Source organism: Idiomarina sp. HB, assembly GCF_048059115.1.
GTDB lineage: Bacteria > Pseudomonadota > Gammaproteobacteria > Enterobacterales > Alteromonadaceae > Idiomarina > Idiomarina abyssalis.
In genome coordinates, this window is record NZ_JAYLVU010000001.1 from 1 (window position 1) to 23,006 (window position 23,006).

Annotated in this window: 18 protein-coding genes and 1 tRNA gene; 14 read left to right on the forward strand and 5 right to left on the reverse strand. The window is 46.4% G+C overall.

Annotated features, from left to right (window positions below; all coding sequences use genetic code 11):
* Positions 1 to 221: 221 nt before the first annotated feature.
* Together VBY75_RS00005 and VBY75_RS00010 are read right to left on the reverse strand one after the other, a co-directional pair.
* On the reverse strand, positions 222 to 3,596 hold the full coding sequence (locus VBY75_RS00005) for a translocation/assembly module TamB domain-containing protein (protein ID WP_278356344.1): 3,375 nt from the start codon (positions 3,594 to 3,596) through the stop codon (positions 222 to 224).
* Positions 3,593 to 5,320 (reverse strand): autotransporter assembly complex protein TamA, encoded by a 1,728-nt coding sequence (locus tag VBY75_RS00010; protein ID WP_416510463.1) that lies wholly within the window; start codon positions 5,318 to 5,320, stop codon positions 3,593 to 3,595. The genes VBY75_RS00005 and VBY75_RS00010 overlap by 4 nt, the downstream gene beginning before the upstream one ends.
* Positions 5,321 to 5,406: 86 nt before the next feature.
* Here VBY75_RS00010 and VBY75_RS00015 point away from each other — a divergent pair, with 86 nt between their 5' ends.
* The 9 genes from VBY75_RS00015 (at position 5,407) to VBY75_RS00055 (ending at position 13,082) form a co-directional block, all read left to right on the forward strand.
* A complete protein-coding gene (locus tag VBY75_RS00015) occupies positions 5,407 to 6,264 on the forward strand; it encodes an HDOD domain-containing protein (protein ID WP_054491108.1) in 858 nt (285 codons plus the stop codon).
* Positions 6,265 to 6,359: 95 nt separating this feature from the next.
* Positions 6,360 to 6,436 (forward strand) — tRNA-Trp (locus VBY75_RS00020).
* 67 nt (positions 6,437 to 6,503) lie between these two features.
* Positions 6,504 to 6,830, forward strand: a complete 327-nt coding sequence (locus VBY75_RS00025; protein WP_054491107.1) for a hypothetical protein — start codon at positions 6,504 to 6,506, stop codon at positions 6,828 to 6,830.
* Positions 6,811 to 7,272, forward strand: a complete 462-nt coding sequence (gene rimI, locus VBY75_RS00030; protein ID WP_222235638.1) for a ribosomal protein S18-alanine N-acetyltransferase — start codon at positions 6,811 to 6,813, stop codon at positions 7,270 to 7,272. Before VBY75_RS00025 ends, rimI begins: the two co-directional genes overlap by 20 nt.
* 10 nt (positions 7,273 to 7,282) lie before the next feature.
* Positions 7,283 to 8,029 (forward strand): deoxyribose-phosphate aldolase, encoded by a 747-nt coding sequence (gene deoC, locus VBY75_RS00035; RefSeq protein ID WP_416510466.1) that lies wholly within the window; start codon positions 7,283 to 7,285, stop codon positions 8,027 to 8,029.
* A 3-nt stretch (positions 8,030 to 8,032) separates the two neighbouring features.
* Complete coding sequence (gene deoA / locus VBY75_RS00040; RefSeq protein ID WP_416510468.1) at positions 8,033 to 9,367, forward strand: thymidine phosphorylase; 1,335 nt, start codon at positions 8,033 to 8,035, stop codon at positions 9,365 to 9,367.
* A gap of 2 nt (positions 9,368 to 9,369) precedes the next feature.
* Positions 9,370 to 10,566 carry a phosphopentomutase gene (locus tag VBY75_RS00045; protein WP_416510470.1) on the forward strand — a complete coding sequence of 399 codons (1,197 nt, stop codon included), beginning with the start codon at positions 9,370 to 9,372 and terminating at the stop codon, positions 10,564 to 10,566.
* Positions 10,567 to 10,689: 123 nt separating this feature from the next.
* Positions 10,690 to 12,279 (forward strand): peptide chain release factor 3, encoded by a 1,590-nt coding sequence (gene prfC, locus VBY75_RS00050; protein WP_054491102.1) that lies wholly within the window; start codon positions 10,690 to 10,692, stop codon positions 12,277 to 12,279.
* A gap of 5 nt (positions 12,280 to 12,284) precedes the next feature.
* Complete coding sequence (locus VBY75_RS00055; RefSeq protein WP_416510472.1) at positions 12,285 to 13,082, forward strand: TatD family hydrolase; 798 nt, start codon at positions 12,285 to 12,287, stop codon at positions 13,080 to 13,082.
* Here the strand turns inward: VBY75_RS00055 and VBY75_RS00060 are convergent.
* Complete coding sequence (locus VBY75_RS00060; RefSeq protein ID WP_416510474.1) at positions 13,039 to 13,671, reverse strand: YtjB family periplasmic protein; 633 nt, start codon at positions 13,669 to 13,671, stop codon at positions 13,039 to 13,041. The genes VBY75_RS00055 and VBY75_RS00060 overlap by 44 nt on opposite strands.
* A gap of 27 nt (positions 13,672 to 13,698) precedes the next feature.
* On the opposite strand from VBY75_RS00060, the gene serB reads away from it, so the two are divergent.
* Positions 13,699 to 14,361: a phosphoserine phosphatase SerB gene (gene serB, locus VBY75_RS00065; protein WP_199493871.1), complete on the forward strand. Its 663-nt coding sequence runs from the start codon at positions 13,699 to 13,701 to the stop codon at positions 14,359 to 14,361.
* Here serB and VBY75_RS00070 read toward each other — a convergent pair.
* Positions 14,335 to 16,839, reverse strand: coding sequence for a PilZ domain-containing protein (locus tag VBY75_RS00070; RefSeq protein WP_222235633.1), 2,505 nt, complete (start codon positions 16,837 to 16,839; stop codon positions 14,335 to 14,337). The two genes, serB and VBY75_RS00070, sit on opposite strands and share 27 nt — an antisense overlap.
* A gap of 65 nt (positions 16,840 to 16,904) precedes the next feature.
* On the opposite strand from VBY75_RS00070, the gene radA reads away from it, so the two are divergent.
* On the forward strand, positions 16,905 to 18,269 hold the full coding sequence (gene radA / locus VBY75_RS00075; RefSeq protein WP_054491098.1) for a DNA repair protein RadA: 1,365 nt from the start codon (positions 16,905 to 16,907) through the stop codon (positions 18,267 to 18,269).
* Positions 18,270 to 18,316: 47 nt separating this feature from the next.
* On the opposite strand, the gene ettA is transcribed toward radA, so the two are convergent.
* Positions 18,317 to 19,981 carry an energy-dependent translational throttle protein EttA gene (ettA, locus tag VBY75_RS00080; RefSeq protein ID WP_416510478.1) on the reverse strand — a complete coding sequence of 555 codons (1,665 nt, stop codon included), beginning with the start codon at positions 19,979 to 19,981 and terminating at the stop codon, positions 18,317 to 18,319.
* A 159-nt stretch (positions 19,982 to 20,140) separates the two neighbouring features.
* On the opposite strand from ettA, the gene glyA reads away from it, so the two are divergent.
* The 3 genes from glyA to ribD are packed head-to-tail and all read left to right on the forward strand — an operon-like array spanning position 20,141 to position 23,006.
* Positions 20,141 to 21,397: a serine hydroxymethyltransferase gene (gene glyA / locus VBY75_RS00085; RefSeq protein WP_222235631.1), complete on the forward strand. Its 1,257-nt coding sequence runs from the start codon at positions 20,141 to 20,143 to the stop codon at positions 21,395 to 21,397.
* A 39-nt stretch (positions 21,398 to 21,436) separates the two neighbouring features.
* Positions 21,437 to 21,886 carry a transcriptional regulator NrdR gene (gene nrdR, locus VBY75_RS00090; RefSeq protein ID WP_054491095.1) on the forward strand — a complete coding sequence of 150 codons (450 nt, stop codon included), beginning with the start codon at positions 21,437 to 21,439 and terminating at the stop codon, positions 21,884 to 21,886.
* Positions 21,879 to 23,006, forward strand: a complete 1,128-nt coding sequence (gene ribD / locus VBY75_RS00095; RefSeq protein WP_278356336.1) for a bifunctional diaminohydroxyphosphoribosylaminopyrimidine deaminase/5-amino-6-(5-phosphoribosylamino)uracil reductase RibD — start codon at positions 21,879 to 21,881, stop codon at positions 23,004 to 23,006. Before nrdR ends, ribD begins: the two co-directional genes overlap by 8 nt.

Below are 23,006 nucleotides of genomic sequence, written 5' to 3' on the forward strand. Positions count from 1 at the left end.
TTACCCCGCTGAACAGGTTGAGCTCTGCGAAACCTTGTCCAGACTACAAATAGGAAGACCCCGGTGCTAACGCGCCGGGGTTTTTTTATGTCCGTCACAAAATACCTCACTTCAGCAGCATCAGGTACTAAAAGGTCAGGTAAACTGTCTGATTATAATATGGAAGTAGCCTCGAAGAGGGGGATGCTCATTTAACTTACTTCTGAGTGCAAGGCTTAACTTTAGTTTTCTATGGTATATATCAAGTCACCACCTTGACCTTCTGTACTTGAGGTCGATTCGAACAGTAGCCTTTCAGATAGTGTGTAGCGCAATATGAAAGTGGAAGTGGGCTCGAGTAAACCTATTCCGTATTTGATATATAATTGAGGCGATAAGTATTTACCAATATAAAGAGATGTATCATTTACATCGTTGGTTTCTGAGTCCAACGACACTTCATCTAAATCAAAAGTACTTTTTATCCCTTCAGTCAGAAACTCCGTGCTCCGCCCCCCGACTAATAGTGCAGCTTGTAACTCAAGGTTATTGACATCTCCCTGGTTTCCTGGTGGTTTACCAAATAATAGGTAAGAAAGAATTGTGCTGTCAGGAAGCGGTGGTGTCGAAAATAAGCTGAGTTCAGGCTGTTCTATTGTCCCTGTTACTCGTGCTCCGATAATTTCAGGAGGACGTTGTGAAGCACCGTTACCTTTTATATTTCGCGTTACTCGTAGATTTAAAGACGGTGTATCTAAAGGCCCGCCGTTAAATAAGAGATCGCCGCGCTCTATAGCCAGTTTCTGCCCGTAGATTTCGTAATCTCCTGAAACAACGCCAATACTTCCATTTCCTGTAGCGGCAGAGTTTGGTTGTTGGCTAATTCGTAACTGTCCTTGCAGGTTCCCGGAGAACCCCATAGCTTCAACGCGTACACTTTTTCCTAAACTCACCGTAATATCTGCTTTTGTTCTGAACAAAGATTCTTCTTTCTTCTCGTTCTTTATATTGACGTCAGCAGACTCTGTAACAGCCTGGTTTAACTCTACCGGGGTAATGCGTGCTTTGGGAACGTCTAAGTCCCCAGTAAGAGTTATGAGGTTCTCTTGCAGCTCAATTTTGACATCAGGCGAAGCCGATAGTAAGAGATCCGGCGTATCTAAAATTAATAAGTCTTTGCCTTTTATCGTTAGCAGGCCAACTCGCTTAAGGACATTGAATCGACCCTTAATATCGACATCTCCTTGACCTACCGTACCATTAGCACTAACGGTAAACTGCCCAACATTTGCGTCGGCTGTTAGCTCGGCCTCTAAATTCGTTATCAAAGTACCGCTAGAAAGCAAAACAATTCTGTCTGCAGATAAGTTCATGCTTCCTGATGCGGTTGGATCGTTAAGCTTACCCGCTATAGTCAGTTCGGCTTTAGTGTTTCCGTCACCTATATTAATCTGTGGTGCAAATAGATTTAACAACTCCAGGCTTTTTGAGCTCAGTAGCACTTTTCCCGATATTGGGCTATTGGTATTTAACTGCTCAATATTCAGCTCTCCAGACAGATCAAAGTCCAGTTCATTGGCTTTAGCAGTCAGTGAAATATCAAGATCTTGCTCTGCGCCGTTTTTTGCTTTTAGCACTAGCTGATTTAAGGTTATGACTTCTTCACCCGCTTGTATTTTAGAGTTATCTGCGTTGACGACTCCCTCGAATTTTTCCAATCTCATTGTCTGATTATTAAATTCACCATCAATTTCTAAAGAGAGCTCTCCACTTAAGGTGTAAGGACTGTCAGGTAAGACAATTGCCTGAAGCAAATTCAAAGGCACTTGGCTGGCGTCTGCAGTAAAGTTTACTGAATCTTTTTGTTGCTCTAATTGAGCACATAACGGTTTACGTAGTCCTTTATAGTTTAGGCAAACCGGAGTTACGTCAAATGTGCTTTCTTGATAATTAAAAGAGCCGGCTACTGACTGGTTCAGAGTAATCGCATTATAGTCAGGTAATTTCAGGTGAAACTCTGCAATATCAAAATCAAACCTTGATTGGTTGAGTTGACCGTTGATACTTCCTTCCGCTGCCAGTTCACCTTTGATATCTGATAGCGTGCTTAAGTCTGCGGAGCTTAGCTTCCAGTTTAATTTGCTGCCAGGACTGAGCGCCCCATTGGCTAATAACGAGTGTGGGCCCCAGCGTGCTTCTAGTTGGTCGACAAATAAATAGGGATCTAACAGACGCAATCTAACTTTTGCGTCTACTGTCTGCTGTTGAAAACTACCTGTGAGGTTAGCGGCCAGCGAAAGGTTATCTTTCCACTCAATGATCGCGTTGCCATTTACTTGCTCGTCGTTTTGAGACAGTCGCCACTGAGTTAGCTTTAAACTTTTCTCCGTTAGTTCGGCTTCTGTTGTAAGGTTTAAATCATTCCCTAGTAATCCGGTAAGCGTATTGTCCAAATAGATAGCCAAATCACCTATCGTGCCCTGCGCTGTCAGTTTGCCATTTCGGCTAGTCAGTTGATTGGGTTCATAGATAATCTCATCCCAGGTTGCCGATACATTTATTTCCGGATTAGCTTTCAGTGATGAGATTTCTCCCTGAAGAGTTAACACACCGTCAATGTCTCCCTGGGGCTGAATATTAAGAGCGTTCAGGGCCAGTACGTTGTTCCTGTAGTTCAGGTTGCCATCAATATCTGCTTGTTGCTTATTAACCATGACGGAAATCGAAGGCTCCAGCTCGATATGATCCATACCGCCTTGTCCGTTAAGGGTTCCGTTGAAACTCAGGTTGAGGGTATCTGCGCCGAAACTCGCCAACCATGGAGTTATATTATTGTCTTGCCATTGACTCGTAAGCTGCCATTTAAGGTCACTAATTGGGTCCTGTAATTCAGCCGAGATCGTGCCGATAAGGCCTTCTGATAATTCACTAGTCGTCGATAGCTTATGCAGGTTACCGACTATACGACTTTTGACTTTTAGCTCGGGGTAGTCCGGCGAGTGCAGGTGTGTGTTGTTATTAAGGTTGCTATCAAACGGGTAAGAAAGCTTGGTTCTGCCGCTAATTGTCGTTGTCATGTATTGATGCTCGAGCTGCAGCTCCCGAATGTTTAGGCTCCCACTTGTATCAAGCCTCACTGACGCATTAATATTTAGGTTCTGCGCAGGAGTTTCTAGAATAAAAAATTGCGTTTTTTCAATGGATAACTTGAGCACATTGAAGTCTATAGGGAGTTCAATTGAAATGTCTTGAATAGAAGTTTCTGAGGCGTCACTTTGCTCTTGTTCTGCCGCTCGCAGCCTTATTTCACCGCCGTTACTTTTAACGCTGTTTATTCTAAGCACACCCGATAATAGAGCAAAAGGTTTCCAGCTTACTTTGAGCTGTTCCGGGGCATAAGAAAAAGTACCGGCCTCTAAGCTAAAGTCTCTGAACTCAAACTCATTTAAAAGGCTTCCATTAAACTGACTATAACTGAATTCAACAGGGGCATACTTCTGCGCCTGGGTTAATACCCATCGACTGCCGCTTTCGCTGGCAACCAGACTAAAAGCTATAATAGGAACCAAGAGAACCAGACTCAGGATAGTCCCTGCTAACCAGCGATATACCCTCATAGATCGGGGCCTAATGTAAAGTGCAGGCGCCACGGTTTACCTGGCTCGTCTATCGCCTGTGCCAAGTCAAGACGGATTGAGCCAATGGGCGATATCCAGCGAACACCAAAACCGACACTTTGTTTGAGTTTTTCATTAGGTTCAATCATGGCATTACCAATATCGGTGAAGAGGGCGACACGCCAGTTATCCTTAAATCGATAGTCGATTTCCGCGCTGGCGACCGCTAGGTAACGGCCACCGATAACAGTTCCTGTATCATCTTCCGGCCCCAGTTGTTCATAGGCATAGCCACGTACACTATTGTCACCACCAGCAAAGAAACGTAGTGACGGTGGTAGTTGATCAAAGTCTTTAATATAAGTCGCCCCGGCTTCTGCCCGGGCAAGAAAGCGTATTCTGTCAGTTAAAGGGACAACAGCTTTAAAGCCAAGTTCCAGGCTCGCCAGGTCTGCATCGGATAACAGAGCCTCATTGGCAGCCTTTAAGGTAATATCAAACCGGAAGCCTTTATCAATGTTTAAGCGACCATCAGCGGTCATATAGTTCCAGCTTGCCTGAGGAATAAGGAACTGGCTGGTTCCGGAACTTTCACCGATTTCGAAGTCGTCGCGTTGCCAGTGCAGTCCATATTCACGCCGCCACTTATTCATTGCCACGATACTAGAAGCTCCCAGACGATAGAGTCGGTTGTTCTGTCCTTCGTTGTTTTTATCCGAGGCTTCTGCTCGTATTTGGTAATAATCGGATTGTGGCTTCTTACCGGGAATGATGTAATTAGCGCCGACAGTGCTTTCGACTTCAGAGATTTGCGTCGTTCCACGCAACTGGTGGCCTTCTGTATTCACCCAGCGGCGGTTAATACTGGCTCTCACGCGGGCTCCGGTATCGGTACCGTAGCCGATGCCGTATTGGTATTGGTTTCTGAAGTTTGGCTCAGAATTGACAGTAATAGGCACTCTGTGTTGCTTAGACTCATTCCACTGCGGACTGACCTGAACCGATGAAAAGTATCCGCTATCGCCCAGAGCTATTTGTAATTGACTGAGCTCTTGAGTGTTGTAGCCTTCACCTTGTTCAAAGGGAACGTAGCGCTGCAGTAACTCGTCATCCAGAATGTCTTGTTCAAAGGTAATTTGCCCATATTTGTAGCGTTGTCCGGAATCAAATACGACATTAATTGCGGCTGAATTCTTTTCAACATCTATTTCAACGTTGTGTTCTATGAAACGGGCATCGTGATAGCCGCGTTGACTGGCTAAGGATAAAAGACGCGATTTGACGCTTTCATAGTGGCTGTGAATAAAGCGCTCCTGCTCCTTCAGGTTACTGCTTTCAATAACTTTCTTAAAAGCTTTATCGTCCGTCGCATCGCCTTTTATTTTCCATGAATTTTGCGAAATTCGAACCGGTTCGTTTAAGCTCACCTGGTACGATGCTGACCAGCCGTAATCGACAGTTTCTAGTTGAGCATTCACTTCAACCTGATAATATCCGTACGGACGTAGTGCCTTTTTGATGTCTTTAGGCGCTTGTCGGTGTAAATACCGAACTCGATAAGCGGCATAACTTTTATTTTCGTCCAGACGGGCTATTTGCAACAATGCCATAACGTTGTTGTACTCATCGCCTTCAACACCTGAAACCTCAACTTCTACCGAAGCATGAGCAAAGGTGCTGAAAATTAACGCACAAACAAAGAGAATACATCGAAAGTAAGACATTGAAGTGTTATACCTGATAAAACGTTTCAACATAATGACATGCTTTAAGATTTCATGTAAATCATTGGGTTCAATCTGGAGATACTATGGCGATAGAAATTACGACAGCAGAGAAACGATTGCTACAAAGAGTCAGTATTCCTCCGCGCCCTCAAACTCTGTTAACTGTCAGTAGTGAAGCCAAAAAAGATGAACCTGATGTTGGTGTTATTGCGGAATCGATCTCTGCCGATATGAGTATAGCTGCAGCTGTTTTGCAGGTAGTTAATTCCGCTGCTTACCGTCGGGCTAAAGAGGTCGACTCTATCCAACAGGCTGTTATGACGCTTGGATTCCGTCGGGTGTTTCCTATTGTTCGGGCCGTTGCGCTAAAGTCAGCGTTAACTTCCGACTACGATCTTAACGAGTTCTGGCGGTATAACGAGTGGGTTGCCAGCGCCTGTGTTTTGGTCGCAGAATCTATAGGACGCCCCGAATTAAGAGACCATGCGTATATGCTCGGGTTATTTCAAAGCTCCGGCATACCGGTCATGCTGGCTGAATTTGATGATTATGCCGACTTGCTTAACGCATCAGCAAGCACTCCCTGGCCCAAGGTGCAGATAAAAGAACAAGAGTTATTTCAGACAACACATACTACGATAGGCGCCTTATTGGCTCAGCATTGGAAGTTGCCCAAAATCGTTGTCGAAGTGATTTACTACTTGTTTGAAGACAGCTCTATTTTCACTCACTCTAGTGAGTTGGATAGCCTGACGTTGGATCTTCTGGGAATACTTAAAATTGCGCGTTACGCGGTGGATATGAGAACTCGGAGCCTGGCGGGAGAAGAAGAATGGGAGCAAGTTCAGGATGGGGTGCTGGAACATTTTCAAATTGATGAGTTTAAGGTAGAAGAAATACTACAAATTGTTCATGAAGAGCTCTTTGACGCAGAAGCTTAGTCAGAATTGTTTAATTAATCTGCAAACGATAAGTAGACTTGCAAATATCGCTTGTTTGAATGCTCGGTGTCGGTATAATTCTCCGCTCAAGTGTTAGGGGCGTAGTTCCAATTGGTAGAACAGCGGTCTCCAAAACCGACGGTTGGGGGTTCGAATCCCTCCGCCCCTGCCAGTTTCTGACTGGCTATCCTTCCAAAGCTTGAGTAAACTGCACTTATCTGTTTTCAACGGTAATCGTTATGCTTCCTGAATGGACCAGTCAACAACGCACTGCTTTGCAATTGATGGGTATTCCCGTATGGCAAACCAAAAGTGCGACAGCACCTGTATTTTACTACCGACTGGGCCCGCTCTACTTGCAGGGAGCTGTTGAATTGCCGGTTTCCCTTCCTGGCTGGATTAACGATCTTAGTTTGTATTTTGAGCAACGTCCGGTTGCCGTAAAAGCGCCAGTTCAAACGCCAGGCTTGTGTTTTAATTACACCGACTGGCTGGCTAAGCCCCTTTCTACTGAGCAGAAAAAGACGCTTTGGCTGCAGCTGCAAAATGAAGACCGTGAGTACTGAAGACACTAAAATTGAAAGTTTTGAACCCGGTAAACCCGAGTTTGAGGTCGAAAACAAAGCACACAGCCACCCCTGGTCATGGACGGTATTCAGTCAAAGTGTTGGCGAGCATTACCGTTGCAGGCGATTAATGCAAGGTTCACAAGTTATAGGCTTTACTATCTGTCAGCGAGTGGCAGATGAATTGACCTTGCACAACATTGCGGTCGATCCCGCTTTTCAGGGGCGGGGCTATGGTAACAAACTCATGCAGGACTTATTAGACTACGCCTATGACCATCAGTATGTTGTTTTTCTGGAGGTACGCGCATCGAATTCAGCGGCTATTCGCTTATATGAACACAATGGATTTGATACCGTAGGTCGCAGGTTAAACTATTATCCATTGGATGGCGGCAGAGAAGATGCTTTAGTTATGCGCTGGAGCCGTCAACAAGACTAACGGAGTAATTATGCCATCAACGCAACAAGTGCGGGCGTTACAAGCCTTGTCCTTCATGGACTTAACGACATTGAATAATGACGATAACCGCAAGGTCATTGAAGATTTATGCTCACGTGCATCTATCAATGAAAAAAGCGTCGCTGCAGTTTGTGTTTTTCCGGAGTGGGTTGCTTTAGCTAAACAGTTTTTAGAAGAGCAGGGACTTAGCACTAAGGTTGCTACCGTAACAAATTTTCCTGATGGCAACAGTGACGTTGAGCGGGCAGCCGCTGAGACAGAGCGTGCGATTGCTGCCGGTGCCGATGAAGTGGACGTTGTCCTGCCCTACAGAGCTTTATTAAATGGTGATGAAAGTACGCCAGCCGAGCTGGTAAGAGAATGCAAGGATATTTGCGGTGACTCAGTACAATTAAAAGTCATTATCGAATCCGGAGAACTGGAGCAGCACGATAAAATCGTTCTTGCTAGTGAACTTGCAATTGCAAATGGCGCGGACTTTATTAAAACCTCAACGGGCAAAGTTTCAGTGAATGCGACCTTAAAAGCAGCTGAAGCTATGTTAGGAGTAATAAAAGCCAGTCAAACCGACTGCGGGTTTAAAGCTGCCGGAGGTATTCGTACAGTCGACGATGCCGTTCAGTATATTGAATTAGCTGAACAGCTGATGGGTGAAGACTGGGTCACCGCGAGTCATTTCCGCATTGGTGCCAGTAGCTTGTTACAGGACATTCAGAAGATTTTGGTTAAGGCTTAACCGATGTTTTTGCCACAAGAGGTCATTCGTAAAAAGCGAGACGGTATCTTCTTGTCTGCAGCCGATATTCAGGAATTTATTAACGGCATTTGTGACGAGTCGGTCAGTGAAGGCCAAATAGCTGCTCTTGCTATGGCGGTTTACTTTCAGGGAATGTCAGCAGAGGAAAAGAAAGCCCTGACGGTTGCGATGCGTGACTCAGGGGACGTTCTTGACTGGCGACAGCAGGATCTGAATGGCCCTTTACTGGATAAACACTCTACGGGTGGTGTGGGCGATGTGGTCAGCTTAATGTTGGGCCCTATTGTTGCTGCCTGCGGTGGTTACGTCCCGATGATCTCCGGCCGGGGGTTAGGGCATACAGGCGGCACACTCGATAAGTTTGATTCTATCCCCGGATATCAGACGGCTCCCGATAATCAGTTGTTTCGCGATACCGTTAAAAATGCCGGGGTCGCAATTATTGGTCAGACGGGGCGTTTAGCTCCTGCAGACAGTCGTTTTTATGCAACGCGGGATATCAGTGCGACGGTAGAATCAATTCCTCTGATAACGGCCTCGATTCTGGCAAAAAAGCTTGCTGAAGGGTTAGACGGTCTAGTTATGGACGTTAAAGCGGGTAACGGCGCTTTTATGCCCAGCTTTGAGAAGTCAAAAGAACTGGCGCAGAGTCTGGTTACTGTTGGTTGTGAGTTAGGGGTTGAGACCTCGGCGCTAATAACGGATATGAATGAAGCTTTAGGCTCAGCTGCCGGTAATGCCGTTGAAGTTCAGTTAGCTGTAGATTACTTAAGTGGGAAGCGCCGTGACTTACGTTTGCACGAGGTAACCAAAGCCTTGTCTGCTGAGCTTTTAGTTTCAGGAAAGTTGGCGGGCAATACTGAACAAGCGGAAGCCATGGTAGAGAAAGTACTGAGTGACGGAAGTGCGGCAGAGCGTTTTGCTAAAATGGTTAAGTCATTGGGTGGCCCCGGTGACTTTCTGGATAAAAGTCATGAATACCTGCCGCAGGCAAAAATCGTTAAGCCTCTTATCGCTCCCGCTGAATACAACGGGCATTATATTGTTGGAGTTGATACCCGAGAGCTGGGAATGGCAGTAGTGTGTTTGGGAGGAGGGCGCCGCAAAGCAGATGATATATTAGACTTAAGTGTTGGTGTTAGCGGTATCCTTGGTATTGGTTCAAAAGTTGATTCATATACAGAGCTGGCAACATTACATGCAAGTTGTGAGTCTGACTGGAATGAGGCTGCTGAACGTATCTTAAAAGCGATAAGTTTTAGTACGCAAAAGCCATCCACCACTGGTGTTATCTATCAAAGAATAGCGGGAAATTAAGCATGAGCAGAGCCATTGTCGTGGTATTAGATTCTTTTGGTATTGGCTGCGCTCCGGATGCTGAAAAGTTTGGCGACGCCGGAGCTGATACCTTTGGTCATATCGCGGAGTATCGGCACAAACAGGGTAAACCTCTGCACTTGCCGAACCTAACCCGTCTGGGACTATTTGAAGCTCATAAAGAGGCTACGGGATTTTATGCCAGAGGTCACAAACCTTCCGCTCTAAGCGGTGCCTATGCCTGTGCGGCAGAGATTTCATCGGGAAAAGACACACCCTCAGGTCACTGGGAGTTGATGGGCGTTCCTGTGCACTTTGAGTGGGGCTACTTTGAAGATAAGGAAAACAGCTTTCCGGCGGAACTATTAGCTCAGATAACCGAAGCTTGTGAACTTCAAGGCATACTTGGCAACTGTCATGCATCGGGTACAGAAATTATTAAACAGTTAGGTGAGCAACACATTCGTACCGGCTGGCCAATTTTTTATACCTCTGCCGATTCCGTTTTTCAAATTGCGGCTCACGAAGAGCACTTCGGCCTTAAACGTTTATATCAGGTTTGTGAAAAAGTACGGGAGCTTCTGGAGCCCTATAATATTGGCCGGGTTATAGCCCGGCCCTTTGTTGGTGAAAATGCCGACACTTTTGAGCGGACCGCAAATCGCAAAGACTATTCGGTTTTACCGCCTAAACCGACGGTACTGGATAAGTTGCAGGAGAAGGGTGGAGAGGTTATCGCTATTGGAAAAATAGCCGATATTTTTGCAGGGCAGGGTGTTACTCAGTCAATAAAAGCATCCGGTCTGGAAGGGCTGTTAACCGCAACATTAAATGCGATGGAAACAGGTCCGGACAACTCACTCATTTTTACGAACCTTGTTGATTTTGACACCTTGTACGGGCATCGCCGTAACATTGAAGGGTATGCAAGTGAGCTTGAAGCCTTTGATAAATGGCTGCCAGTAATTGAGTCTGCAATGAAGCCGGAGGATATCCTGGTGTTAACAGCTGATCATGGATGTGACCCTACATGGGAAGGTACCGATCATACTCGCGAATACATTCCCCTGTTGCTGTCTGGTCACCATGTAGCTGCAGGCAACCGGGGTAAAAGACAAAGCTTTGCCGATTTAGGTCAGACCCTGTGTCATCTATTTGATTTACCGCCCATGGAAGAAGGGCAGGCTATAAAGTTGTAGAGAGCTATCCTTCTGGTATAAATACGGTAGCTACCATTTGATAACCATCCTTGGTTTGTGTATCGGTATAAGATCAGCGAAAATAAGCCGCATAAACCATTTTAACCACAAAGAGTGTCATTGATGTCGGAATCCAGCTTGCAGAATGAAGTCGCGAAACGTCGTACCTTTGCCATTATCTCTCACCCGGATGCTGGTAAAACAACGATTACCGAGAAGGTATTGCTGCACGGTCATCAGATTCAGAAGGCCGGTACAATTAAAGGGAAGAAATCGGGGCAGCATGCAAAATCAGACTGGATGCAGATGGAGCAGGAGCGTGGCATATCGGTAACGACCTCAGTCATGCAGTTTCCATATAACGATGCCTTGGTAAACTTACTCGATACACCGGGACACGAGGACTTTTCTGAAGATACTTACCGCACACTAACAGCGGTTGACTCCTGCCTGATGGTTATTGATGGTGCCAAAGGTGTCGAGGATCGGACGATTAAGTTGATGGAAGTGACTCGCTTACGCGACACACCAATTATTACTTTCATGAACAAGCTTGACCGTGACATTCGTGACCCTCTTGAGTTGCTGGATGAAGTGGAAGACGTACTGAAAATTATGTGTGCACCAATTACCTGGCCAATAGGTTCCGGTAAGAACTTTAAAGGTGTTTATCATTTACTTAAAGATGAAACCATATTGTACAAAACAGGCCAGGGACACAGAATACAGGAAGAGACCATTATAAAAGGTCTGGATAACCCTGAGCTGGATGAAAAAATAGGTGCATGGGCGGACGAGCTGCGTGAGCAAATAGAGCTGGTCAACGGTGCTTCTAATCCTTTTGATAAAGAACTGTTTCTTGCCGGTGAGTTGACCCCGGTCTTCTTTGGTACCGCATTAGGTAATTTTGGTGTTGATCATATGCTGGATGGCCTGGTTGATTGGGCTCCAAGACCTCAGCCCCGGGAGACTGATCAACAAGAAAGCGTCAGTGCAGATAACAAAGATTTCTCCGGATTTATTTTTAAAATTCAGGCGAATATGGATCCGCGCCATCGCGACCGTGTCGCTTTCTTAAGAATTGTTTCAGGCAAATATGAGAAGGGCATGAAGATGAGGCAGGTGCGTACGGGTAAAGACGTGCGTATTAGCGATGCTTTAACCTTCTTAGCCGGTGACCGTTCGCATGTGGAAGAGGCTTATCCTGGTGACATTATCGGCTTGCACAACCATGGCACTATACAAATTGGTGATACATTTACTGCAGGTGAGGATTTTAAATTTAGCGGCATTCCTAACTTTGCGCCTGAACTTTTCCGTCGCATTCGCTTAAAAGACCCCCTAAAGCAGAAGCAACTGCTGAAAGGTTTGGTGCAGTTATCCGAAGAGGGCGCGGTGCAGGTATTCCGCCCACTTATCAGTAATGACTTGATAGTTGGAGCTGTTGGAGTTCTGCAGTTTGATGTTGTTGTGCATCGTTTGAGAACAGAATATAAAGTAGATGCCATGTATGAAAACATCAATGTTGCGACAGCGCGCTGGGTCAGTAGTAAAGACGAGAAGAAGCTGGACGAATTTCGTCGTAAAGCGGAATCTAATCTGGCATTAGACGGTGGTGATAATCTGACCTACATTGCACCCACTATGGTGAACTTAAGCCTGGCGGAAGAGCGTTACCCCGATATTGAATTTACTCACACACGCGAACATTAAGGCTTATGAGTAGGCTTTACGATACGCATTGCCATCTCGACTTTCAGGCATTTGATGACGATCGGGAGCAGGTTCTGGAGAACGCTAAAGAGGTAGGCTTAGGGCGTTTTATGGTGCCGGGTGTCAGTGCTGAGCAATGGCCCCGGTTGCAGCAACTGGTTGAACAGTTTTCGAGCTGGCGTTTTGCGTTAGGTTTGCACCCTTGGTTTATAGAGAAGCACAGCCTGAATCAAATTGATGAGTTGGAACAGGCGCTGGATAAACCAAAGGAACGTTTACTGGCGGTAGGCGAAATAGGGCTGGATGCCACCTGTGAAAACTCAGAGCTCCAGCGTAAACTTTTCATTGAACAGTTGAAGCTGGCGCGGCAATACGGTCTCCCGGCTATTATTCATCACCGCAAAACTCTGGAGACAACGCATCCGCTGGTGAAGCAGCACGGCCCTGATTCCGGTGTTATACACGCCTTTAGTGGCAGTTACGAGCAGGCTATGAAATTTGTCGATTGCGGCTATAAACTGGGTGTTGGCGGAGTAATCACTTACACTCGGGCAAAAAAAACGCGTGAAGCAATAGCAAAAGTTCCTGTATCTGCATTAGTGCTGGAAACAGACTCACCGGATATGCCGGTTTGCGGTTATCAGGGCCAGCGTAACGAGCCGGCCAGAATTGCAAAGGTTTTGGATGTTTTAGCAGAGCTTAGAGACATGAGTAAAGAGTCACTGAGTGATACTTTGTGGCAAAACAGTTGCGAACTTTTTAGTGATGTTCCGTCTGCCAGTAGCGGTCACGTATCCGGTTAAAACCAAGCATAATAAATACGCCTGCCAACATAGCCAGCAGCAGAAGTAACTTTCCTTGCTGCATTAGCCCATTGTGGGCGGTCTGGCTTTTTTTAAGCAAAAGATTCTTATCAAAGACTACTTGTAAGTAACCACTTACGTTATCTTCAAGGCTTATTTCCTCTATGAGAACCCAGGGCTCTGATGCATCATCGGTTGCCGGCCAATCAATCATCGATGCGCTGACCCCACTATGAACCAATAACTCACCAAAACGGTTACGGATTGTGGCTGCCATTACCTGCGGGTTGCTGGCAATATGATCGGTTAAGGCAGTCAAACGTTCGGTGTTTTGGTGCTCAAGCCAGTAATGCGCCTCATGCTCAGCCTGCTCAATCATTAATTGAGTAACTGACTGAGTTTGAGAGAACAGTTGCTGTTGAGACTGGACACTGGCAATATTCCAAACATTAATAATGATCAGCAACAAGCCGCCAGCAGTAGCCAGACGAAGCGCTCGTTTAAACATAATACGAGCAATCGCTTTGGTTTTGTTGTTAAGCAAGGTGTTTTTTAATCGATGCCATTGCTTAAATTCTGTTAGTTGCATGGGCCCAGCTCAGGAGTTTTCCGTTCAATGAAACACAGTTCCGGTTTAATCGTCTTCGACATGGATTCTACCTTAATTGGTATTGAGTGTATCGATGAAATTGCACGATTAAATGACCGTTATACTAAAGTCTCAGCAATAACGGAAGCCGCTATGCGAGGTGAAATTGATTTTAGTGAGAGCCTTAAGCTGCGTGTCGCTTGTTTATCGGGAGTTAAAGAAAGTGACTTAGAAAGCCTTTTTAATCCAATTCCATTTAACCCCGGCGCATCAGAATTACTGCTTTCGTTGCAAAATAGAGGCTGGAAAACTGCCTTAGTTTCCGGTGGCTTCACATGGTTTGCTGATAAAGTGCAAAAGGCACTCAAACTGGATGCTGTATTGGCGAACCGACTTGAAGTCGTTAATGGTTGTTTATCGGGGAAAGTTCTGGGAAGTATTGTTGATGCAAAAATGAAAGCACAACAGCTGGAAATACTTGCTGACAAGTGGAACATTCCACGGGAAAGAACGGTAGCTGTCGGTGACGGCGCTAACGATGCCCTTATGCTTGAAACTGCAGCAATTGGTATTGCTTACAATGCAAAGCCTGCTTTGCAGGCTGTTGCGGATTACTCGATAAATTCGAACAGTCTACTTGAGATCATTCCGTGTCTGCAGCATTCAAAACTTATTGAGCCAGGTGTTTAGCCGTTCTTGTTGCTCTTCAATTGTATTGGTATCAGGCAGGGCAAACTCGAGTAAGCTTTCAGTAACATCAACGGTATCGGCAATGGCATAGACTTGCCACAAGTCTTCTTCTATTTCCTGTGCCCGGTAAGCCGCGTACCGGCTAATGTAGTTAAGTTCGGCCTGAATAAATTGAGTATCAGGTTTCCCGGTTCTTGATAAAGTAACCCTTACTGCGCGGAAGATAGAATTAGGCAAGCATTGCTCAATAAAAGATTCAATGGCGTGGTTGTCGTTACTTTCCAGCCATTGAGTTTGAACAATATCTTCACCACTTTGGCGATAAAGACGTAATAACAGCAGCAATGTAACCGGTTCCGATGTGCGATCCATATCCTCAAGCTTTGGCAGTAGCTTTTCCGTTACTGAAGAGCCGCGCATTAACGGTTGCAAGTTTAGAGCACTCTGTTGGCTTCCCGGAAGTTTAGACAAGAGCCTGACCCAGTCAGACGGCCAGTTAGACAAACCAGCACGACGTACTGATGTTTTTCGTTTTTTATTTCTATAGAAGAAAATGGGGAGTGAGCCGGGTGCATCACAATACAAATTGCGAAGACAAAGCTCCAGGCCGTTTATCGAGGTGTTCTCAACCTGCAGTTTTAATAGGTCTCTTTGTTCCCGAATTAAAAAACGGATGAACTCAGAACCCATATGCTGTTCATGATCGCCGTCTATCTTTAATCGTAATGTTGTGCGAGCGTCATCAACTGAAGCAATGGTATAAGGCAAGTGTTCAAGCTTTGCTTTTTTATACAGCTTCTTAAAGCCAGTCATCGATATTTCGACGTTATCACCTTTCTCAGCGGCAACCGGGGTATCAATCTGAACCTGCAAACCACTAACGGAAAGGTCAATGATCATGCCGTCCCGGACATACTTTCCAACCCGAACGCGACAGCGGCTACGGTAGCTAAAACGTTTCTCACTGCGTAAATTGATAAACTCCAGCCGCGCCTCTTTTGTTCGAATTGGTACCGCAGGGGGATGGGCAAACGCCTTCAGTGATGAAAGGTTGTTTTTGTCCAGTTCGGTATCGAAAAAGCCATTTAAACTGTCGGTAATATCGTTAACGACCCCCATGTACCGCAATGGAGAAATTGCTCTTTTGACCTGCGCGGTAGGCGGATTTAACCGGAACGGGACATTGATATTTTTTGGCACACTCTGCGGCTGCCAGGCCTGATTCAGGTCAACTGGGCGCAAATCAATTTGGTAGACTCGCCACGAGGCTTTCTGACTTCCAAACGCAACATAGGTTTCCCATAACCCGGTTTTCTGTAGCTCTTCAACCGTTGCTGAGTAGTTATATATTTTACCTCGTGCCGTTATTGAAAAGGTCAGAATCAGTAACCGTGCACTTTTTTTGTTGAGTAAGTCCTGCAGTAACCAGCGGCTACGACGGACATTAAAGACTGAGCCGAAACTGATTTGGTTCAGTTCGTTTATCCAGTTATTTAAGATGAACCGGTTGTTATCCGTGGTTAAGACATAATCGGCAACAAGTTGACGGTTAGATTCAGAAAAGAACACCGGAAGTTGCTGCATTCTGGGCAACAGAAGCTGTTCATGACCTTTAGTGATGATGGTGTTGTAGGTGTTATCGACATTGACTCGGTAGCGCTTTTTGTAGCCGTTGATAAAGCGGTGAAAAAACTTATCCAGTTCGGCAGAGTGGTAGTCGGGGTCACGGTTTAATTTGAGGTAGTGCTTGTTGTCAACCTCCTGTACACCAACAACGCGGTATGGGATGCGAGTATCGGGATCTACCGTGAACTCTTTTGCCAGCCCGGTAAAGTAAAGCGATATCAGTTCGTCGTACTGAAAGCTATGCTCGTCATCTACACGCACGCGCATGCCGGTAATTGAAATATCCGTTGTTACCGCGTTATAAGTTTGTCCTTTACTGTCTTCAAGACCAACTTCGATGGTAAAATTCATCCGTTCTTCGGCACGATACGGGTATTGACCAAAGTGAAAGGTTTCCAACAAGTAGGATTCGGCTTCATTATCAGCATTAGGAAAGGGCGATTGACCATTTAAAGGCTCGGCGTTATGGTCGGCTAAACTTTGGGCAAAAGCTCTTTCTTCTTCACGAGCCTGGCGCAGATGGTTATCAGCATCCAGAATTTGCTCGAAAGTATCTTGTGTGAAAACGCCTTTATAGGTTTCCAGGCCGCGCTCAAAAATTTCAATGGCGACATCGTCAAGTTGATGCCTGCGGCCGTTGTACTCGTAAGGGTGACATTCACCGTCGACTTGATTACGTAAATCAACGGTACGGTGACAAGGAGCCGCCAAACGTCTAAGCTCCATTTTTAGTTTGAAGCGGGTCGGACCATCTTCGTTTTCAGTTAAAGACTGAAACAGCGTATCAAAGTCGGTATCGTAAACGAGCGGCTTTAACTGATCGATAAGTTGGTCAAAATACTGATTAGGCATCGAAGTCTACTATTTTTTATAATTATTCTTGAGTAATACCTCATCATAAAACGAGAAGCAGACGAATGGCAAAAGCAAAAAGTGCATATGTGTGTAATGACTGTGGTGCAGACTTCCCTCGTTGGCTGGGACAATGCACGGAATGTAAGGCCTGGAATACGCTTACTGAAATTCGTTTAACGTCTAAAACAACCTCTAATTCGTCAGACCGTCGGGGCTTTAGCGGTATTACCGATGCCAGGGTTCAGACTCTTAACGAGGTCGACTTGCAGGAAGTCCCGCGTTTCAGCTCGGGTTTTCAGGAATTTGACCGGGTTTTAGGTGGTGGTGTAGTCCCCGGTTCGGCAATACTGATAGGTGGTTCACCCGGTGCCGGTAAGAGTACTTTATTATTGCAAACCCTATGTAAGTTGGCGGAGCGTATGCCAGCGCTTTACGTGACCGGTGAGGAATCTTTGCAGCAGGTAGCAATGCGGGCACAGCGGCTTAATCTGCCAACCGACAAATTGCGCATGCTCTCTGAAACCTCGGTAGAAAGTATTTGTCAGCTGGCCGACAAAGAAAAACCTGCCATTATGGTCATTGATTCGATTCAGGTAATGCATATGGCTGACATTCAGTCAGCGCCGGGCAGTGTTTCGCAGGTTCGTGAGGCGGCAGCTTTTTTAACGCGCTACGCAAAGCAAAAGAACGTTGCCATTATTATGGTAGGACACGTGACCAAAGAAGGGCATTTGGCGGGGCCTAAAGTTCTGGAGCATTGCATTGACTGCTCTGTACTTCTGGATGGCTCATCAGACTCGCGCTATCGCACTCTGCGCGGTACTAAAAATCGCTTTGGTGCAGTGAACGAGCTTGGCGTATTTGCGATGACAGGCGGTGGTTTGAAAGAGGTTTCAAATCCATCGGCTATATTCCTGCAACGAGCGGAGGACCAGGGAAATGGCTCGGTTGTTATGGTGGTTTGGGAAGGTACGCGACCGCTATTGGTTGAAATTCAGGCGCTGGTTGATTACTCGGCTCTGGCAAACCCACGCCGGGTTGCTGTGGGGCTGGAACAAACGCGATTAGCATTATTACTGGCTGTTTTGCATCGGCACGGTGGCTTGCAGGTGTCTGATCAAGACGTTTTTGTGAACGTTGTTGGTGGCGTTAAAGTCTCCGAAACGTCAGCAGACTTAGCGTTGTTGCTTGCCATTGTCTCCAGCTTTAAAGGAGAACCATTGCCGCGCGAATTAATTGTGTTTGGTGAGGTTGGTCTGGCCGGTGAGATACGCCCGGTACCTAATGGCCTGGAGCGATTAAACGAAGCGGCTAAACACGGTTTTAAAAAAGCCATTGTGCCTGTCGGTAATGCGCCAAAAACGTCACCAAAAGGCATGGAAGTGATTGGCGTGAAAAACCTTCAACAAGCACTGGATGTGATGTAGTTTGCAGAAAAAAGGGAGCTTTATGCTCCCTTTTGATACCCGGTCTATTAACCAATAGGTTTGTATTTAATGCGGTGTGGCTCCATTGCCTGCTCACCGAATTTTTCTTTCATGTAAGCTTCGTAGTCGCTGTAGTTACCTTCGTAGAAGACCACTTCGCCTTCATCACGGTAATCCAGAATATGGGTAGCGATGCGGTCAAGGAACCAACGGTCGTGCGAGATAACCATGACAGAGCCCGGGAATTCCAGAATGGCTTCCTCAAGTGCCCGTAAGGTTTCAACGTCCAAGTCGTTGGTTGGCTCATCGAGTAACAGTACGTTGCCGCCGGCTTTTAACAGCTTCGCTAAATGCACCCGGTTACGCTCACCACCAGACAATTCGCCAATACGTTTTTGCTGGTCGGTACCACGGAAGTTAAAGCGGCCGACATAAGCGCGACCATTCACTTCAAAGTTACCAATTTTCAGGATGTCGTTACCGTCAGTAATTTCTTCAAAAACAGTCTTGCTGTCGTCCATGCTGTCACGGAACTGATCAACACTGGCTAGCTGCACTGTTTCACCGAGCTCAATAGAGCCGCTGTCTGGCTGCTCCTGGCCGCTGATCATGCGGAATAAGGTGGATTTACCCGCACCGTTAGGGCCAATAATACCGACAATGGCACCTTTAGGAACATTGAAGCTTAGGTTATCGATAAGCTGGCGCTTCTCGTAAGCTTTGCTAATACCATTAACTTCAATGACTTTGTCACCCAGACGAGGACCTGGCGGAATAAACAACTCGTTGGTCTCGTTGCGTTTTTGGTAGTCGCCACTTTGCAGCTCTTCAAAGCGATTAAGACGTGCTTTGCTTTTCGCCTGGCGGCCTTTGGGGTTAGTTCGTACCCACTCCAGCTCTTGTTTAATGGTGCGCTGGCGGGCTTTTTCTGAACGCTCTTCCTGCTCCAGACGTTTCTCTTTCTGTTCCAGCCAGGAAGAATAGTTACCTTCCCATGGAATACCATAGCCCCGGTCAAGTTCAAGGATCCAACCAGCAACATTATCGAGGAAATAACGATCGTGGGTAATGGCAACGACGGTGCCGGTGTAATCGTGCAGGAAGCGCTCTAACCAAGCAACGGACTCTGCGTCTAAGTGGTTAGTCGGCTCGTCGAGTAGCAGCATATCGGGCTTAGATAACAGCAAGCGGCAGATAGCCACACGACGGCGTTCACCACCTGACAAGTTGCCTATTTTGGCATCCCACTCGGGAAGACGAAGCGCATCGGCTGCGCGCTCCAGAATATTATCAATATTGTGACCGTCTTTAGCCTGTAGTAAAGCTTCTAGTTCGCCTTGCTCTTTTGAGAGAGCATCAAAGTCAGCATTTTCGTCAGCGTAAGCCGCGTAAATTTCATCGAGCTTAGCGAAAGCCTCTTTAACGTCCGCCACCGCTTCTTCAACGGTTTCTTTCACCGTTTTGTTTTCATCTAGCTGGGGTTCCTGAGGCAGATAACCAATTTGAGTTCCCGATAAAGCGCGGGCTTCACCTTCGTACTCTTTATCAACACCCGCCATAATGCGTAGTAAGGTTGACTTACCGGCACCGTTGACACCCAGAACACCAATTTTGGCCCCCGGAAAAAACGACAGAGAAATATCTTTTAAGATGGTTTTCTTAGGTGGAACAACTTTGCTCACCTGAGACATTGAATAGATATATTGCGCCATAGCGACGTAAAATCCTTCCTATCAACAAAAAAGTTACTGCATAGTTTACTGTTATTTACGAACATCCCCAAACTTTGTTGCGCTGAACTAGGCACTCATTTGTGTTTTAAGGTAAAATACCGGACAAATTAAGACCATTTAATGATTTGGAGAGCTGTAATGCTGAAATCTGAGATGAACATTGCCGACTTTGATGCGGACTTATGGCAGGCGATGCAAGGTGAAGTTGAACGTCAGGAACAACACATTGAACTGATTGCATCAGAAAACTATACCAGTCCGCGGGTTATGCAGGCTCAGGGCTCGCAGCTAACCAATAAATACGCAGAAGGCTATCCGCATAAGCGCTATTACGGCGGCTGCGAGTTTGTCGATAAAGTCGAAGACTTAGCTATTGAGCGCGCAAAGCAACTGTTTGGTGCTAAGTACGCAAACGTTCAGCCGCACTCAGGTTCTCAGGCAAATACCGCTGCTTTCATGGCTCTTATGGAAGCCGGTGATACTTTCCTTGGTATGAGTCTGGCTCACGGCGGTCACTTAACTCACGGTTCCGGAGTTAATTTTTCAGGCAAACTCTACAACGCGGTTTCATATGGTTTGGATGAGTCCACTGGCGAAATCGATTACGCCGAAGTTGAAAAGCTGGCGCAGGAACATAAGCCGAAAGTGATTGTTGCAGGCTTTTCAGCCTACTCTGGTATTGTTGACTGGAAAAAGTTCCGTGAAATTGCTGACAAAGTCGATGCCTATCTAATGGTCGACATGGCTCATGTTGCAGGCTTAATTGCCGCCGGTGAATATCCTAACCCGGTACCTTATGCTCACGTTGTTACGACGACCACACACAAAACTCTTGCGGGTCCACGTGGCGGTTTGATCATTTCAGGTAGTGACGATGAGAAATTACACAAGAAGTTAAACAGCGCGGTATTCCCGGGTAACCAGGGTGGCCCACTTTGCCATGTTATTGCTGGTAAAGCGGTTGCTTTCCAGGAAGCCTTGCAGCCGGAATTTAAAGAATATCAAAAGCAGGTATTAGTGAACGCCAACGCTATGGTTAAAACCATGCAGGCGCGCGGCTATAAAATCGTCTCCAATGGCACTCAGAACCACTTGTTCCTGGTTGACTTAATTGACAAAGACATTACCGGTAAAGATGCGGATGCAGCTTTAGGTAATGCTTTTATTACCGTGAACAAAAATGCCGTGCCTAATGATCCGCGCTCACCGTTTGTCACTTCAGGTTTGCGTTTAGGCACACCGGCTATTACCCGTCGTGGTTTTCAAGAAGCCGAAGCCGAGCAGGTTGCGAACTGGATTTGCGATGTTCTGGATGATATTTCTGATGAAAGCAAAATCAGCGAAGTTCGCGAGCAAGTAAAAGCGTTATGCGCCAGGTTTCCTGTTTACGGTTAATGAATAGCAGTTGTAAAGCGCACTTAAAGGAGTCAGGCAATGCATTGTCCATTTTGCGGCACACAAGATACTAAGGTTATCGATTCGCGACTTGTTGCGGATGGGGCCTCGGTTCGTCGCAGGCGTGAATGCAACCATTGCAAAGAGCGCTTTACGACCTTTGAAACGGCAGAGCTGATTATGCCGCGAGTCATCAAAACCGATGGTTCGCGTGAACCATTTAACGAAGATAAGCTGCGCAACGGTTTATTAAGAGCGTTGGAAAAGCGTCCTGTGAGTCTTGAGCTGATGGAGCAGGCAATCAACAAAATAAAGTCGAGCATACGCGCCACCGGTGAGCGCGAAATTAGCAGCAACTTTATCGGTAGTTTGGTTATGGAAAACCTGAAACAGATTGATAAAGTTGCTTATGTTCGTTTTGCGTCGGTGTACCGTTCTTTCGAGGATATCCGTGAGTTTGGTGAAGAAATCGCACGCCTGAATGACTAATTTATTAGAACAACAGTTTGACCATATAATGATGCACCGCGCGTTAAAACTCGCGCGGCGTGGGTTAATGACAACCCGGCCTAACCCGGCTGTGGGCTGTGTCATTACTGTCGGCGAAGAAGTTATCGCAGAAGGTTGGCATCATCAGGCAGGTGAAGCTCATGCCGAAGCTCATGCTTTGCGGTTTGCAGGTACAAAGGCAAAAGGGGCAACCGCTTATGTCACTCTTGAACCCTGCAGCCATATTGGACGAACTCCGCCTTGTGCCGACGCTCTGATTGAAGCTGGCGTTGCCCGCGTTGTTGTGGCTATGCGGGATCCTAATCCTCGCGTCAGTGGTAACGGGATTAAGCGTTTAGAAGAGGCAGGCATACGTGTTGACGTTGGTACGTTGCAGTCCGCAGCCGAGAGTTTGAACCCCGGGTTTATTTCCCGCATGACACGACAACGCCCGTGGCTCACCTTAAAAATGGCGACTTCACTCGATGGGAAAACCGCTTTGGCGGACGGTCGCAGCCAGTGGATTACCTCTGCGGAATCTCGCAGTGACGTGCAGACTTATCGCGCTCAGGCAGATGCTATTTTGACCGGCGCAGCAACGGTTTTAGCGGATAACCCGAAGCTTACCGTACGAGTTAATCAATGGCCGGCATCACGACCACTGCCTGAACCATTAAAACAGCCAGTACGTATTATTATCGACAGCCAACATCGGGTGAATGATGATGCCCGGGTGTTTGAGTCACCGGCGCCTGTTTGGCTGGTACGCACAACGCCGGGCAAGGACACTCGGCACCCACATTGCCATGAGCTTATTATTGAAGCGGACAGAGACGGCAAAGTGTGTTTAAAAGCACTGATGATTGAATTAGCTAAACGTGAAATCAATCAGGTGTGGACAGAGTGCGGCGCTAGTCTGGCAGGTGCGATTATTGAACAGCAACTCTGTGACCGAATGATGATATACAGCTCTGGTCAAATACTGGGTCACCATGGTCGTTCGGTTATCGACATGAGTGAACCATTAGAATTAGCTTCAGCGCCAAGATTTAAAGTTATTGATCGCCGGCAGGTTGGCCCGGATCAACGCTTGGTAGCAGTACCTCAAACACAAGATTAA

Bases quoted from the DNA above. Each gene is read 5' to 3' on its own strand.
- VBY75_RS00005 (WP_278356344.1), bottom strand. From the start codon at position 3,596: ATGAGGGTATATCGCTGGTTAGCAGGGACTATCCTGAGTCTGGTTCTC.
- VBY75_RS00010 (WP_416510463.1), bottom strand. From the start codon at position 5,320: ATGTCTTACTTTCGATGTATTCTCTTTGTTTGTGCGTTAATTTTCAGC.
- VBY75_RS00015 (WP_054491108.1), top strand. From the start codon at position 5,407: ATGGCGATAGAAATTACGACAGCAGAGAAACGATTGCTACAAAGAGTC.
- VBY75_RS00025 (WP_054491107.1), top strand. From the start codon at position 6,504: ATGCTTCCTGAATGGACCAGTCAACAACGCACTGCTTTGCAATTGATG.
- rimI (WP_222235638.1), top strand. From the start codon at position 6,811: ATGAAGACCGTGAGTACTGAAGACACTAAAATTGAAAGTTTTGAACCC.
- deoC (WP_416510466.1), top strand. From the start codon at position 7,283: ATGCCATCAACGCAACAAGTGCGGGCGTTACAAGCCTTGTCCTTCATG.
- deoA (WP_416510468.1), top strand. From the start codon at position 8,033: ATGTTTTTGCCACAAGAGGTCATTCGTAAAAAGCGAGACGGTATCTTC.
- VBY75_RS00045 (WP_416510470.1), top strand. From the start codon at position 9,370: ATGAGCAGAGCCATTGTCGTGGTATTAGATTCTTTTGGTATTGGCTGC.
- prfC (WP_054491102.1), top strand. From the start codon at position 10,690: ATGTCGGAATCCAGCTTGCAGAATGAAGTCGCGAAACGTCGTACCTTT.
- VBY75_RS00055 (WP_416510472.1), top strand. From the start codon at position 12,285: ATGAGTAGGCTTTACGATACGCATTGCCATCTCGACTTTCAGGCATTT.
- VBY75_RS00060 (WP_416510474.1), bottom strand. From the start codon at position 13,671: ATGCAACTAACAGAATTTAAGCAATGGCATCGATTAAAAAACACCTTG.
- serB (WP_199493871.1), top strand. From the start codon at position 13,699: ATGAAACACAGTTCCGGTTTAATCGTCTTCGACATGGATTCTACCTTA.
- VBY75_RS00070 (WP_222235633.1), bottom strand. From the start codon at position 16,839: ATGCCTAATCAGTATTTTGACCAACTTATCGATCAGTTAAAGCCGCTC.
- radA (WP_054491098.1), top strand. From the start codon at position 16,905: ATGGCAAAAGCAAAAAGTGCATATGTGTGTAATGACTGTGGTGCAGAC.
- ettA (WP_416510478.1), bottom strand. From the start codon at position 19,981: ATGGCGCAATATATCTATTCAATGTCTCAGGTGAGCAAAGTTGTTCCA.
- glyA (WP_222235631.1), top strand. From the start codon at position 20,141: ATGCTGAAATCTGAGATGAACATTGCCGACTTTGATGCGGACTTATGG.
- nrdR (WP_054491095.1), top strand. From the start codon at position 21,437: ATGCATTGTCCATTTTGCGGCACACAAGATACTAAGGTTATCGATTCG.
- ribD (WP_278356336.1), top strand. From the start codon at position 21,879: ATGACTAATTTATTAGAACAACAGTTTGACCATATAATGATGCACCGC.